The organism is Mesorhizobium sp. DxT, from assembly GCF_058448885.1.
This window is the reverse complement of the sequence record NZ_JBZFLJ010000012.1, coordinates 150,454-165,421: the sequence shown is the minus strand read 5'-3', so window position 1 is coordinate 165,421 and position 14,968 is coordinate 150,454. Positions and strand designations below refer to the sequence as shown.

The window sequence follows — 14,968 nt, the reverse complement described above, 5'->3', positions numbered from 1 at the left end:
TGGCGTCCACATCAGGTCTCTCCGAATAGGCTTCGACACCCAATTCGGAATCACGACCGCGCCAGCTACTCAACCCTTTCGAGACGGGCTCTTAGTACGGTCCGCTTCGCACGAGGAATGCGAAGCTTAGCCTTATGGAAAACACTATCCGCTTGGCGAGGGCCGCTTGGCCTGATGCCACCGAAGCAATTGGTGAGCAGAACGTCCGATATTATCGCGTCAGAGGGCGTGCTGATCAGCACAAGCATGTTTTGCCCGCACAAACATGCTGTGGCAAATGGCAGCTTTGCACAGTCGCGATCCGAAACCTGCCGATCGGCTTACGGCCCCGTTGCTGCCAAAATCGGCCGGGTGAGCAAACAGCAGGCGCCGACCGCGGGCCAATCAGCCCACCTTTCGTGCGGTGAACGGTGTAACCGTTCGACACTGCATGTTCTTAAGGACGGCCTGTGCGGGAGCATCTGCGGATCCTGAGGAAATGTCATACTCGAAAAGGCTCAACCCGTTGATCTCGGTTGGGCTCACCAGCCTCAACGTCCAGATGACGCTTGCACCCGTGGTGGCGGTGGCGGTTGACAGGCGCTTGTCCACGAAAACGCCGCGCCATGAATGCCCACCGGTGGATGTCCAGTTTACATGACCGACGGCTCCGGACATCAGCTTGCTGGGCGAGAACCATCCGCCCCAGTTGATCTGTCGCGTTTCGCCGCTGATCTGGCTCGGCACGGCCTGGCCAGTGAGCGAAAACAACGGACAGGCTGAGGCGTCGGTGGCCCCGGTGGTGATGCGCCACATTCCGTCTTCGGGAATGATCGGTGCTTCAAGCTGTATGGGACACTCGCCCGGCCCGCCGAACGACGCATCAATCTGCGCTAGCGTTTGGGAGCGCCAGCTATATTCATTCTGATACACCACGAGGGTCATGTCGGTAGCCCCTGGGGGATTGGGAGCGCCCAGAATCATCTCGACATCAGCCAGGGTCGTGCCCGGAACATGGCAGCTACAACCGCCTTCCATGCACATGGCGATCTGCACCATCTGGGCCTGCGCCGCAGGAATGAAACCGAATGACAAGGCCAAACCGAAAAGGACGGATGCCAGCTTGTTTCTCATGGTCTAATGCTCCGCCCGGTTGCCGAAAAGGGAACGCAGGACCCTTTGCGGATCACGCCCTCCAAGGTCTATCGGAATGACGGCGTCCAATTCTGCTGCTGTCCCATCGTCCGATCCCAACGAGGTAACCTGAAGCGAGGAAGCGATCCCCTCGAAGCCGATCTCCGAAGTCATACCCTGCCCACCGAACATGCAGAGCTGATTAGTGCCCACGGATCGGCACGGACCGCTAGATTGCATCCATTGGCGCGGGTTGAGTTCCACGCTGACGACCTTGCCGAAGTCTTCCGTGAAGAAGGTGACAGTCGGCTGACCGGCGCGTACGCCACCGGCGGTTTCGTAGAAATAAGGCTCGCCCATACTCCAGTTGTTGGGCAGCGTCAGAGAAATGCCACTTGCTTCATGGCGCACCTCACAGCCTGCGGGCGCATCGGTGCAGGCGAAGGCGAGGTCCTCGCCATGTACGGTTTCAGCGCTGCCACGTTCACCGTCCTTTGCGACCGGAATCTCAAAGCTGTCGTTGCCCCCGACGGTCACGGAAATGGTGTCAGCGAGGAAGATGCCTTCAGCTTCGTTGACACCTTCCACCGCATAGGTCCCCGGCGCGAGATCAACGATCAGCATCTGCTCAAAATCGTTCATGGCAAAAGCGACATCGGAGACGGGCGTGTCGGTGCGGATCGCAGACCACTGGACCCGCTTGCCGCCGATCTCGAAAGGGGTGAGCAACCGCACCCGAACCGTCTGGGTATCCTGCGAGGGGCCGTCGGATCGTACTGGGGCGGTGCCGCTCATATCGACAAAATCGGAGGGTGCGGGACCATGCACGGCCTCGCGCATTTCGGCCAGCGAAGGTGGTACGTAGCCGCCCGGCCACATGACCACGCTCATGCCTTGCGCCCCCGACGACAGCGAGCCTGCATAACCGATGCCGTAAGGCGTGAGATAGAGCGTCATGGGAGCCGGGATCGGCTCGCCCACCGTGAAGGTCATGCGCAGCGCGTCACCATCGCGCGTTGCGGTCGTGAACACGCCTTCGCGCCCGGCGACCTGCGGTCCGGCAAGCTTTTCCCCAGCCGTCCAGCTTCCGCCAATCGGGCCATTGGGCTGAGCCTGTTCAAGGGCGAGCGTCAATAACTGATCCGCTCCCGCCTGAGCCTGATAGGGCGGCACACCGATCACCTGCCAAGGGCCGGCAAGCGTCGTCGCAGAAGCCTCGTCGTCGGAGTCGTCGACCAGCGGAATGACGAAGTCGTTTGACTGTCCCGGCACGATCTCGACCACGCCGCGGAACTCGACCTCGCCTGCCCCCATGGTCGAGACTTCGTAGCGGCCCGGCTCTAACGCGCCCTGGGCGACAAAGGTCTGGTCCTGCGGCGCCCAGGCTTCGGGGCTCATGTCGGGATCGAGCGGCACCGCCGACCAGGACAAGGGTACCTCCGGGAAACCATCGGGAAGGCGGAACGTCGCGAGGACCATCGGCAGCGCGTCCTGTCCGGGCGCAGCCTGCGTGGCGGCCGCAGCGCGCACGGCCAGTTCATCGCTCGTCGTCAAGTCTACGTCCTCATAGGGCACGCCGACGCCGAACTTGCGGAAGAACATGATTTCCTTTCGATCGGCCGAGAGGTATCGCAATTCGTAGATGCCCTGCTCAGCGGGAGCACGCAGACCCATGCGGCCGTTCTTGCTCAGGGAATAACCCCAGTCGCCCTCATATGTTTGCGCCGGGTCTCCTGGCTGCGCGATGACGACACGCTGCTCCGGTCGATCGGGACCGCGCCAGGTGAACTGGAATCGCTTGCCCGGCTCCACCGACCCGATCGGGTCGAAGCCGTTAGATGCGGCTACCACCTCGACCGGCTGGCGCGCGATGATGCCCTGGCCCGTCACCAACAGGATGAGATCGTATTCGCCCGGCTCCTGTGGCGCCTGCCGGGAAAACGGGTTGTTGGCAGTGCTGCCGCCACCGATGACGCCGTAGGACGGGCTGACGTCGGGGGAGCCTTCGCCGCGTCGCGTGAAGCCGGCATAGTCGGCCGGTCGTGCGGTGCCGTGATACGAAATGCGGTAGGTGTGTCCTGCCTCGGCCTTGGGACCGATGTCGAAGAACGCCTCCTGCATAGGTGGCGCGGGCTCGGGTATTGGTTCCGCCGCCGCGATCTGGTTGAGCGCGTCGGCGAGCTCGGTGCCGGACTGCGGGCGCAGCAACCGTCCGCCGGTCTGGTCCGGCACGCAGGCTAGCGCCTCTGCCTCCTGCTCGGTCAGGCCGAAGCCGACGACATGGGCACGGATCTTTATGCCTTCATTCGCGAGCTGTGCCGCGACCGCGCAGGGGTCGGCGTCGCAGGTCTCCAGCCCGTCGGTGACGAGGATGATGTCGGCTTCCTCGGCCGTCGGCGGTATCTGGCCGGCGGCAAGGCGCAGGCTTTCCGAGATAGGCGTCATGCCGCGCGGGTTGATGCGAGTGAGTCGTTGTGACAGCGAAGCGGCGTCCTGCACACCGGTCTGCGCGATCACCTCGATGTCGGCGCAGTCACCGCGACGGTTGTGGCCGTAGGCGATGACGCCAAGCGGGATCGCCGCATCGCGCCTGGAAAAGAACTGCCCCATCACGTCGCGCGCTACCTCGATCTTTGTGATGCCGCCATCGAGTTGTCCCCACATCGAGCCGGACGCATCGAAGATGAGCATGGCCGCCTTCTCGGGCGTGACATTAGCGGATTGCGCGAGGGCGGGGGTCGACAGGTTCAGCAGCGAAAACGCTGCCACGCTCAGGATGGCACTGAAGCTCGATCGTCTCATGGTTTTCCTCGACAGGACGTCGCTCTCGACACCACGACCGACAACGGGCGGATGAAATCTGGCGATGCCAATTTGCTGTGGTTCAGGGGCCGTTCTCCGGAATCCGAACGTAAATCTGTGCCGCAAGGTAAGCGCACGGACGCCCGTGGTCTTGGGGGCAGAGGCACCGAGATAGGGGGAGAACGGAACAGCGCCGCCTAGCGTCGCTCAGAACATGCGCGACAAAGCGCGTACTTCTTTCGGCGTCATGCCATAGACACGGCGAAATCTGGCATTGAACCACGAGAGGTCGCCGAAGCCGGCGCTCATGGCCACGCTCGCGATGCTCGATGCCGCGTTGCGCGGGTCGCTCAGCATGCGGTGAGCCAAGGCCAGTCGGCGTGTCGCAACAAAGTCCCCGAACGACGTGCCCTCGCGCTCGAACAGCGAGCGCAGATAGCGGGGACTGATCCCGTGGCGCGTCGCAATCCCATCAGCCGTCAGATCCGGTGCGGTCAGATGGAGTTCGACATCCGCCTTCACCGCTCTGAGCCGTGCCGCACGCACGCCTCGACCGGCTGCGACCTCTGCGGCCTCCCGCGTGGCGCCCAGCGCCATCAATGCCAGATCCTGAACATGTGATGCGCATTGCGCGGCGTCTACCGGCGCGAGTGAAGCCAATTCCTGATGCAGGCTGCGTGAGTAATTGAAGAACAGCCGCCATTGCGGGGTCAGCGGGGCGGTGCGTCGCAACACGGCGTTGAGCCCGAGTGTCGCGGCCGAGAGGTGGATGCGCGGAACGGAGACGTAGAACCCCTCGCTGGGTTCACCATTGAAGCGGATAACACCGGGAACCTCGGCGGGGTCTGCATAGACGACCCCCGACTTCAGTTCCGTGCGCTCGCCACCACGCTGTTCGATGGAACAGCTTCCCGATAAAGGGACATGGAACATCACATTGTCTTCGGCATCGGCGACATGGCCTTTCGTGCGCACAGCGGTCGATGTAGAGTGCCGACCGTGTCCGACGATCAGGTTCTGTAGCACACCGATTGTTGTTTCCGATTGGAAAGATCCAGGATCGTCCGGAATGAAGTCGACCTTTGTAATCGCCCCAACTATAGACTGAAATTCCTCAACACGGCGGGAAACTTCGAAATCGTGCGAGCGTATCGATAGAACTGTCATGCGCCCTCAGGGTTGAACCGGGTCATCCAATATGCGTTGCGCGTCGCAGTGACGCAACGAGTTCATCTTCCCTCCAGACTCACGACCCTTGACGACATCAATCGATGCTCTACTGCACGTTGTTTGCTGTTGTTGGGGGACTCGCCACCATCGTGTGCCATGCTACGGTAGGCTGAGTGTCGGCCTCTCGGAATCGGATCCACAACCGGACAGCCACACCCTGCCCCTCAGCCGCAGTGAGCTGCGGCATTCTTCTCCAGGCCAATCAAGGCCCAGGAGAACTTAGTTGGGTCATTCTCAATTCGATGATTCCATCCGCGAGCGCGCAGCTTGGAACGCCGGAAAGAAGGTCGGCACCAAGCGCCCGTTCACCCAGAAGCAAATTTGGGCGATCCGCTTCTTCCTTGATCGCGAGAGACGCGTACGGGACCGGGCGCTGTTCGATCTAGCAATCGACAGCAAGCTTCGCGGCTGTGACCTCGTCAAGATCAGAATCCGCGATGTGGTCGCCGGACCCGAGATACGGACTCGGGCGATCGTCATTCAGCAAAAGACGGGGCGGCCGGTCCAATTCGAGATCACCAGCGAGAGCCAGCCTTCTGGCCTGGCTTGAACGAGGTAGAGGCTCGGTCGAGGACTATGCGTTTCCGAGCCGGGTCGACCATGCACACCGCATGAGCACGCGGCAGTACGCTCGCCTGGTGGATGAGTGGGTGATCGCAATTGGTCTCTGTCCGGAGGAGTATGGCACGAACTGGCTTCGGCGCACGAAGGCGTCGATGATCTACAGGGCGACCGGAAACATCCGCGCTATCCAGATTCTTCTTGGTCACTCCAAGATCGAGAACACGGTGCGGTATCTCGGCGTCGATGTGGAGGACCCGCTGCTTTTGGCTGAACGAACCGAGATCTGACCTTGAGCGGCCATCCGGACCTGACGCGGATGGCCGCTCACGGCATTCGTTCTAAGGCGTCGGTACGAAATCGTTTCCCAGCGTGCCACGCCGCCTGACGCCGACGGCCCGACCGGAGTGGGGAGCGGACGGTCTGCTTTGGAGGCGGCGAAGGACAGATCCGACATTCGCTTATGCAAGAACACTTATGAGCTACGCGACACGACGCTTCGCCGTAATGAGGGCTCCCCGATACCTTCAACAACGACACGGATGATGTGTTTGATTTCCTCATTGCCAAACCGCTCTCCCGCAAGAGCCGAGAGCATTGCCTGCCCGTAAACTCCGAGCAAAACCAGCGCCATGAAATTGGAATCGTCGTCCTTACGGATAACACCCTGCCGTTGGCCCAAGATGAGAATATCCCTGACAAGCCCCTGAAATGACGGCCGGCCCGGAGGCGGTTCAAGGGATGGCCGGTCGACCGGAGCAAGCGCCAGCCTCGCAAGTGAGGGATTGGCCAAGCACCAACCCGCGCTGTCTTGAAAGACGTCTTCGAGAATGCGCAACGCGTCTTCACCGGCGGCCATGCGATCTCGATAGGCTGCATCATTCGCTTCCACGCGGGCAATAAGCTGCGAGGCGATGTCATCTTTCGAAGCAAACAGGTTGTAGACCGTCTTGCGGGTCAGACCTGCCCGTGTCGCGATTTCCTCAACGGAGGTCGCGGCAAATCCCTTCTCACCAAATGCCGCGTCGGCAGCGTCGAGGATGAGATTTCGGGAGCGGTCGGTTCGCTTCGGTGTTGTCATTTCTATACAGTGGTATAAATTTACACTCATGTAAACATATGCGAGACACTGCCATGCTAGCCGAATTCGGCCCCAACATCTGGATTGCGGACGGACCAACGGTCACGGCAGCGGCCCGTTTTCATTATCCCACGCGCATGGTTGTCATCAAATTGGCCAACGATGACCTCGTCCTTTGGTCACCAACGGCGATTACGGAAGCACTTCTCTCCACGATCGAGACATTGGGAACGGTCAAGCATCTGCTCGCTCCAAATTCGCTCCACCATACATTCCTTGGCGACTGGCAGCGGGTATATCCTGGCGCCACTGTCTATGCGCCGCCTGGCCTGCGGGAGAAACGCCCTGATATCAGGTTCGACGCTGATCTCACCGACAGCCCGATAGCGGCATGGGCAGAGGAGATCGACCATGCGGTTATGTGGGGCAACCGGATCACGAAGGAAGTTGTTTTCTTTCACCGTGAGAGTGGGACCGCGATCTTCACCGATCTGATACAGCAATTTCCGCACGGGTGGTTCAGAGGCTGGCGGGCGCTGGTCGCACGGCTTGACCTGATGACAGCTGCCGAACCCTCAGTGCCACGGAAATTTCGGGTAGCCTTCACCGACCGATCCGCAGCTCGCCAGTCTCTGCGGCACATTCTGGCGTGGCCTACCGAAAAGCTGATTGTCGCCCACGGCCCCCCGATCACCAATGGCGGGCACGCATTTCTACGTCGGGCGTTTCGCTGGTTGGCCAAATAGGTTCTGATTCAACGAGCTGTTGTGAAACGGCCGAAACGTCGACACATTTGGCCATTGGGGTGTCCGCTTTATGCGACATCATCAGTTGCGGTTAATGACCGCAATGGCGTCGTTGGCCGAACGGCGGCTTTCTCAGTTTCTGAGCCAGAACCGGACTTTCCGTTGTCGGCGCCGTAACGGCCGCGGAAGCTCACTTTCTCAGTGGACGGGTGTGGGATGGCGCGGATGTCCATCCTAGGTGCCTTCCTGCCCCACGGCTTGTGGGCGCGAAGGTGGGAAAGTGGCCGTTCAGGTGGTCGCAGCACTGCGGCGGCGACGCGCCTCAAATAAGCAACAAGGGCCGGGATCGCCGATCCTGCAAGCGCCCGTTCGTTCAATTAAGTGCCCATCCGGCGCGGCCGCGAGTTTCTCGGCACCGTTGACATGCAGCCCACAATCAACCTCGAACCCCGAGCCGCGTCATCTTTTCCCACAGCGTCGAGCGGCCTATGCCGAGTAGTTCTGCGGCCTTGATGACCTGGCCGTCGGTCTGTTCGAGCGCGCGCTCTATCTGCCGCCGCTCGGCCGCGTCGCGGACGTCGGCCAGCGGGAGGAAACCCGCCCTGGGCTCGCTCCCAGGGCGATCCGGGAAAAGGTCACCGGGCATGATCCATTCCGACGCCGTCAGCGCGACGGCGCGGTCGACGCGGTTGCGCAGCTCCCGAACGTTGCCGGACCATGGATGCGCCAGGGCTGCTTCCTCCGCCAGGGCGCTGAAGCCACGGATTCGGGCTTCGGTGCGTGCTGCGGCATTCTCCAGGAAGCGTTCGAGCAGCCAGACGATGTCCTCCGGTCGTTGCCTGAGCGGCGGGATGTCGACAGGAAGCACGGCGAGGCGGAAATAGAGGTCCTCGCGGAATCCGGATGCCTGTCCCGGTGCAAGGGCGCGGTGCGTGGCTGCGACAATCCGAGCGCGGAAGGGGACGGCTGTCTCGCCGCCCAACCGCGTGAAAGATTCGTTCTCCATGAGGCGCAGCAGCTTGGCCTGGAGGGTGGGCGGCATGTCGCCGATTTCATCGAGGAACAGCGTCCCGCCCTTGGCGCGTTCGGCATAGCCGAGATGGCGCTGGTGGGCGCCGGTGAAGGCGCCCTTCTCATGGCCGAAGAGTTCACTTTCCAGCAGGTCGGCTGGGATGGCGGCGCAGTTCACAGCGACGAAGGGCTGCTCCGCTCGCGAGGAAACCTGATGCAGAAGCCGCGCTGCGACCTCCTTGCCGGATCCGGTCTCTCCCGTGATCAACACCGGCAGGTCGTGCACCGCATAGCGATGGATCAGGTCTTCGGCGTGCTGGATCGCCGGCGACTGGCCCAGAACGTACTCCTTCAGCCGCATACCCGAGCGGTTGGTGCGCCGCCCGCTCTCGATCCGCTTCAGGAAGTCGTCCATTGCGAAGGGCTTGGTCATGAAGTCGACGGCGCCGCAACGCATCAGGCGCACCGCCTGGTCAATCTCGGCGAATCCGGTAACGAACAGGAAGGGCGGCGTGTCAGGCTGCCGGGTCATCTCCTCGAACACAGCCTCGCCGGACATGTCCGGCAGCCGGATGTCGCAGATCACGAGGTCGAGCGAGCCCGCGGCACGTCCGAGCCCTTTGACGGCCTCGCGTCCCGTTTGCCACCATGTCACGTCCCAGCCTTCGAGTTCCAGTCGCTGGACGATCGAGCCGCCCATCACCGGATCGTCCTCGACCAACCCCGCACGTGCACGCTCAGGCGGCATGGCTGCGCTCACTGTGCGGTTCCTCCATGATTGGCAGGGTCAGCGTGACGACCGATCCGACCGGCAGACTGGCTTCTACAGTTGCCTTGCCTCCGCAGGCATCAACCATGCGGCGGACCATCCAGAGCCCCAATCCTTTTCCGGCGCGGACCGCCGGCCCGGGATCGTCGTCGCCTAGCATCGCGATGGAATCCCCGGGCATTCCTGGACCTTCGTCGGACACTGAAATCTTCAAGCAATCCACCGTCCGCTCGACGCTCAATCCGATCGCGCCGCCTTCCGGCGTGGCTGCGCTCGCGTTGAGCAGCAGATTCAGGACCGCCTGGCGGACCGGGCCGCCGGGTATCGGTGTGGCGAACTCGAGGGGCCAGTCGACCTTCCAGTCCAGTCTCTGTCTGCGCCGGCGCAGTTCCGGTTTCATCAGCACCTTGACGTCCTCAAGATCGTCAGCTCCGAGCGGCCGGGCCGAGCGTTCCGGACGATAGGTGGCAAGGGCGGCTTCGACGACCTCGCGAATGCCGTTCAGCCCGCGCTCGATCAGGCTGATCGAGGTATCGCGCACGCCGGGTGTCCTGCCATGCGTCTTCAGCGTGTCGATGGCGTTGAACAGGCCGCCGAGAGGATTGTTGATCTCGTGGGCCATGCCGGAAGCCAGTCGTCCAAGGCTTGCGAGCTTCTCCTCTTCGGAAAGCTGCATGGCGAAATTGGCACGCTCCCGCTCGGCATGGACGAGCGCGTTGTAGCCGTTGAAGAGGCTCGCCACCTCGCCGCCGCGCGAGGGGAACTCCCGTGCGGGAATAGGCTCGGCGACGCCGTTTGCGGCGGCACGCATGTGATCCTCCAGCACCCGCATCGGCATGATCATGCGGCGGACCAGCAGAAATCCGCCAAGCGAGAAGATCGCGGCGAGGATGCCGTTGGTGACGAGCAGCGTCACCAGGATCTCGCGGCGCTCGGCGAAGATGTGCGAGGCATCGAAGGCCGTGTGGATCGCACCGATCTTTTGGCCCTGATAGACGAGATCGCGATAGACGAAACCGGTGTCCGCCGCCCGGTCGAAGGTCACCGTGCTCGCGCCGTAACGCGAGGCGTAGGCTTCCGGCAGCTCCGAGAAGGACGGGATGCGAGTGGGGTCGGTGGCCGCCAGGACCCGGCCGTCATCCCCCGTGACGACGGCTTCTAGTGGCGACAGGGCCTGGTAGGATTTCTGCGATCGATCGAGCGCGTCGAAGACCTCCCACACATCGCCACGCAGGACAGCCGGCAGGACAGCCGCGGTCAGACCGTCGAGATAGCTGCCGGCGAGACCGTCGAGCGAGGATTCCTGCGTGCGGGAAAGGCGGTCGAGCACCCGCTCGGAAATAACCGCGCTGATCCCCACCATCAGTAGTGCGACGAGGATCGGCACCCGATAGGAAATTGGGATGGCGCGAAGGCGTTGGAAAAATCTCATCCGAACCGCCTCACCGCATCGACCTTGGCGGCGATCGCATCGAACAGGGATGGCTCTGTCGCGACAAAGCCGTCCAGTCGAAGCAGGGCCAAGACCTTGCGTCCTTCTTCGTGTCGATCCATCGCCGTCAGCGCCTCCTTTAGCCGCCGAATTCGCGGATCCCCGGCAAGCGCCCTGCACGAGGCTACGGGAGGAAAGCCGAGCCATTCTGAACGGCGCACGACCCGCGTCTGGTTGACGAGGTCGGGCTCCATCTCGCGCATGACATCCCAGACATAGCCATCCACACTGCCGGACTGGGCAAGTCCGGAAGCGACGGCGCGGATCACGTTGCGGTGGCCGTATGTGTAGAAGGTGCGGGCGAAGAAGCCTTCGGGTTTCAAGCCGTTTTCGGCGAGTAGCGCGCGTGTGACGAGGAAGCCGGAATTTGAGTCGGGGTCGGAGAAGGCATGGATGTCGCCCTTCAGCTCCTCCCACCGCTCGCTCGGCCTGTCAGCGGCCGCGATCAGGTAGGACTGGTAGAGCGGCTTGCCATGCCAGGAGGGGGTGGCGACGAGATCGAGTTCTGCCTTGAACTGGACATAGGGATACCCACAGATCCACGCCGCATGGAGTTGACCTGCGACGAGCAGGGCCGTGATTTCCTGATAGGTGCGTCGGCTTACAAGTTCCACGGGCTCGCCGATCGCTTCGGTGAGATATGCACGAAGAAGCGCCAGCAGTTCGAGGTCGTTGGAGAGGAAGACCGGGGTCAGGCCGAACTTGAACCCGTCCTGTGCGGAGACCGAGCCGTGCGACAGCGCAAGCGACGCGGCTGCGCCGCTGCTCAGTGCAAGCAGCGAGCGGCGCGTGAGTCCCTGGCTCGTGGCTGGGTACCGAGCGGTCAAATCGTCGATCCTCCCTGCGGACAGACTAGCGCTCCCGCCCGCTGAAATCGACCGCAATCCTGCAGTTTCGGCTCTGTCCGGGTTTCCGGACCAACGGCGGCGCAGCATGTCCGGAAATCCGGACGCCGCCATGTCTGCCGGGGCCCGGTGATGCGCGCAAACGTGAGATTCGGAGGTGCCTACAGGTCTGGCACTGTCCTTGCTCCCTCCCCTGCGTACCCAGTCGCAAACCAGGGAGGATGGAATGGATCGCTGCAACAAATTGGTCGATTTCGGCCGTCGACAGTTTTTGCGAGGCGGAGCGCTTGCCGCTGCAGCCTCCGCCACCGCAGTGAGCCTTCCGGCCGCACCGGCCAGGGCGCAGGCGGCTCTTGCTCGCGTGGACTATCCCTCGAACCGCCTCGGCAATATCGCCGACCTGGCCGTCAACGAACCTTTCGATGTGACCTATCCCGACGAAGAGGCACCTGGCGTGCTGCTCAAGCTCGGCACGCCTGTCGAGGGCGGCGCGGGTCCGGACGGTGACGTTGTCGGCTTCTCCACAGTATGCCCGCACAAGGGATATCCGCTGAACTATAGCGCCGGCGACCGCACGCTGAACTGCCCCGGCCACTATTCGCGCTTCGACTGTGAAGCGGGGGGCCAGCAGATTTGGGGGCAAGCGACGCAGAACCTGCCGCAATACGCGCTGCGCGTGGACGAGAAGGGCGACATCTACGCCGAAGGCGTGGATGAGCTCCTCTACGGCCGCCTGTCGAACGTGCTCTGAGGGAGGAAAACATGGCCTACAAGAGACAGATCGATCGACTGCCGATCATCCCCGCCGATGCCAGGAAACAGAACGTCGTATGCCACTACTGCATCGTTGGCTGCGGCTATCATGCGTACTCATGGCCCGCGAACAAGCAGGGTGGCACCTCGCCCGAGCAGAACGCCTTTGGCGTTGACCTCTCCGAGCAGCAATATGCCGAGACCGACGCATGGTACGCGCCGTCGATGTACAACATCGTCAAGCAGGACGGCAAAGACGTCCACATTGTGATCAAGCCCGACCATGAATGCGTCGTGAACTCCGGCCTCGGCTCGGTGCGCGGCGCGCGCATGGCCGAAATGAGTTACTCGCAGGCCCGCTCCACCCAACAGCAGCGCCTGACCGATCCACTGGTCTGGCGCTATGGCCAGATGCAGCCGACGTCCTGGGAAGACGCGCTCGACCTCGTTGCGCGCGTGACCGCGCGCGTGGTCGCCGACAAGGGAGAGGACGCGCTGTTCGTGTCCGCCTTCGACCATGGCGGTGCCGGCGGCGGATACGAGAACACCTGGGGCACCGGGAAGCTCTATTTCGGTGCCATGAAGGTCAAGAACATCCGCATCCACAATCGCCCTGCCTACAATTCGGAGGTGCATGCAACCCGCGACATGGGCGTGGGCGAGCTCAACAACTGCTACGAGGATGCCGAACTCGCCGATACGATCATGGTCGTCGGCGCAAATCCGCTCGAGACCCAGACCAACTACTTCCTCAACCACTGGGTACCGAACCTGCGCGGAACTTCCCTTGGCAAGAAGGAAGAGCAGCTTTCCGGGGAGGCGCACGAACCGGGCCGCATCGTCATCGTCGACCCGCGCCGCACCGTTACCGTCGCCGCCTGCGAAGCGGAAGCGAGCCCGGAGAACGTTCTGCATCTTCAGATCAAATCCGGCACGGATCTGGTCCTGTTCAACGCGCTTTTCACCGAGATCGCCGAGAAGGGATGGGTGGACCAGGAGTTCATCGACGCCAGCACCTCCGATCAGGAGGGCGAAGGCGATGGTTCCGATCCCGCACGGCCCGGTGTGCTGACAAGCTTCGCGGCAGCGCGCGAGGGCAACAGGGTAACGGTGGAAGAAGCCGCCGAGATCACCGGTGTCTCCGCGGACGACATCCGCAAGGCGGCCGCGTGGATCGCCGAGCCAAAGGAAGGGGGAGCCCGCCGCCGCACCATGTTCTCCTATGAGAAGGGTCTGATCTGGGGCAACGACAACTACCGCACCAATGGCGCTCTGGTGAATATCGCGCTTGCCACCGGCAATGTCGGTCGCCCCGGCGGCGGGGTGGTGCGGCTCGGTGGCCATCAGGAAGGCTATGCGCGTCCCGCAGACGGCCATGTCGGCCGCCCGGCGGCCTATGTCGACCGCCTGCTGATCGAGGGCCAGGGCGGCGTGCACCACATCTGGGGCTGCGATCATTACAAGACGACCCTCAACGCGGGCGAGTTCAAGCGCGTCTACAAGCAGCGCACCGACAAGGTGAAGGATGCGATGAACGCCGTGCCTTACGGCGACCGCGACGCCATGGTCGAGGCCATCGTGGCGGCGATCGACGATGGCGGCCTGTTCGCGGTGGATGTCGACATCGTGCCGACCAAGATCGGCGAAGCCTGCCATGTGATGCTGCCCGCAGCGACATCGGGCGAGATGAACCTCACCTCGATGAACGGCGAGCGGCGCATGCGGATCACCGAGCGCTACATGGACCCGCCCGGACAGGCGATGCCCGACTGCCTGATCGCGGCACGGATCGCCAATCACATGCAGGGGGTCTTCACCGATCTTGGCAAGGCCGACATTGCGGCCAATTTCGATGGTTTCGACTGGGAGACCGAGGAAGACGCCTTCATGGACGGCTACCATGCGACTGCCGGCGGTGGCGAGCACGTCACCTACGAGCGCTTGCGGGCAATGGGAACCAACGGCTTCCAGGAACCCGCGACCGGTTTCGAGGACGGCAAGATCATCGGGACACAGCGTCTCTACACCGACGGCAAGTTCGGAACGGAAGACGGCAAGGCGCGCTTCATGGTCACGGCGTGGCGGGGATTGCAGGCGCCCGGCAAGACAGAGCAGCAGGCGGCGTATCCGTTCCTCATCAACAACGGTCGCGCCAATCAGGTCTGGCAATCGGCCTATCTCGACGTCGAGAACGACTTCGTCATGGATCGGTGGCCATTCCCGTTCATCGAGATGCATCCCGACGACATGGCCGAGATCGGCGTCAAGGAAGGCGATCTGGTCGAGATCTACAACGATGCGGGCGCAACGCAGGCCATGGTCTATCCGACACCATCGGCAAGGCCCGGCGAGACGTTCATGTTGTTTGCCTATCCGACTGGCGTACAGGGCAACGTCGTCAATGCGGGGACGAACGAACTGCACATCCCCAACTACAAGCAGACTTGGGGCAACATCCGCAAGATCGCGGACGCACCGGCTTCGGTTGCTCACCTGTCCTTTAAGTCGAAGGAATACACCACCGCTTGACCGCAGCGCGTGATCACGCCGCCGGGGCAGTCCCGG

General features: G+C 62.6%; 10 protein-coding genes and 1 pseudogene. 4 read left to right on the top strand and 7 right to left on the bottom strand.

What is annotated here, in order from left to right; all coding sequences use genetic code 11:
• Window positions 1-384 precede the first annotated feature (384 nt).
• The 3 genes from ACVJNE_RS20910 to ACVJNE_RS20900 all read right to left on the bottom strand — a co-directional run bounded on the left by ACVJNE_RS20910 (window position 385) and on the right by ACVJNE_RS20900 (window position 5,082).
• Window positions 385-1,113, bottom strand: a complete 729-nt coding sequence (locus ACVJNE_RS20910) for a hypothetical protein (protein ID WP_499568723.1) — start codon at window positions 1,111-1,113, stop codon at window positions 385-387.
• A 3-nt stretch (window positions 1,114-1,116) separates the two neighbouring features.
• The gene (locus ACVJNE_RS20905; protein ID WP_499568722.1) at window positions 1,117-3,915 is read right to left on the bottom strand and encodes a vWA domain-containing protein; all 2,799 of its coding nucleotides are present in this window, start codon (window positions 3,913-3,915) and stop codon (window positions 1,117-1,119) included.
• A gap of 207 nt (window positions 3,916-4,122) precedes the next feature.
• Window positions 4,123-5,082: a helix-turn-helix transcriptional regulator gene (locus tag ACVJNE_RS20900; RefSeq protein ID WP_499568720.1), complete on the bottom strand. Its 960-nt coding sequence runs from the start codon at window positions 5,080-5,082 to the stop codon at window positions 4,123-4,125.
• 286 nt (window positions 5,083-5,368) lie between these two features.
• On the opposite strand from ACVJNE_RS20900, the pseudogene ACVJNE_RS20895 reads away from it, so the two are divergent.
• Window positions 5,369-5,996: pseudogene (locus ACVJNE_RS20895) on the top strand (tyrosine-type recombinase/integrase).
• Window positions 5,997-6,181: 185 nt separating this feature from the next.
• On the opposite strand, the gene ACVJNE_RS20890 reads toward ACVJNE_RS20895, so the two are convergent.
• Window positions 6,182-6,787, bottom strand: coding sequence for a TetR/AcrR family transcriptional regulator (locus tag ACVJNE_RS20890; protein ID WP_499568718.1), 606 nt, complete (start codon window positions 6,785-6,787; stop codon window positions 6,182-6,184).
• A 53-nt stretch (window positions 6,788-6,840) separates the two neighbouring features.
• On the opposite strand from ACVJNE_RS20890, the gene ACVJNE_RS20885 reads away from it, so the two are divergent.
• Window positions 6,841-7,533: a DUF4336 domain-containing protein gene (locus ACVJNE_RS20885; RefSeq protein ID WP_499568716.1), complete on the top strand. Its 693-nt coding sequence runs from the start codon at window positions 6,841-6,843 to the stop codon at window positions 7,531-7,533.
• Between the two features lie 436 nt (window positions 7,534-7,969).
• Here the strand turns inward: ACVJNE_RS20885 and ACVJNE_RS20880 are convergent, their stop codons facing one another.
• Genes ACVJNE_RS20880 through ACVJNE_RS20870 form a run of 3 tightly spaced genes read right to left on the bottom strand, consistent with a single transcriptional unit; the run spans window position 7,970 to window position 11,632 of the window.
• Entirely contained in the window at window positions 7,970-9,292 is a 1,323-nt protein-coding gene (locus ACVJNE_RS20880) for a sigma-54-dependent transcriptional regulator (protein ID WP_499568738.1), read from the bottom strand.
• The gene (locus tag ACVJNE_RS20875) at window positions 9,282-10,745 is read right to left on the bottom strand and encodes a sensor histidine kinase (RefSeq protein ID WP_499568714.1); all 1,464 of its coding nucleotides are present in this window, start codon (window positions 10,743-10,745) and stop codon (window positions 9,282-9,284) included. Before ACVJNE_RS20875 ends, ACVJNE_RS20880 begins: the two co-directional genes overlap by 11 nt.
• Entirely contained in the window at window positions 10,742-11,632 is an 891-nt protein-coding gene (locus ACVJNE_RS20870; protein WP_499568712.1) for a substrate-binding domain-containing protein, read from the bottom strand. Before ACVJNE_RS20870 ends, ACVJNE_RS20875 begins: the two co-directional genes overlap by 4 nt.
• 244 nt (window positions 11,633-11,876) lie before the next feature.
• On the opposite strand from ACVJNE_RS20870, the gene ACVJNE_RS20865 reads away from it, so the two are divergent.
• Window positions 11,877-12,401, top strand: a complete 525-nt coding sequence (locus tag ACVJNE_RS20865) for an arsenate reductase (azurin) small subunit (RefSeq protein ID WP_499568711.1) — start codon at window positions 11,877-11,879, stop codon at window positions 12,399-12,401.
• Window positions 12,402-12,412: 11 nt separating this feature from the next.
• A complete protein-coding gene (locus ACVJNE_RS20860) occupies window positions 12,413-14,932 on the top strand; it encodes an arsenate reductase (azurin) large subunit (RefSeq protein ID WP_499568709.1) in 2,520 nt (839 codons plus the stop codon).
• Window positions 14,933-14,968 lie beyond the last annotated feature (36 nt).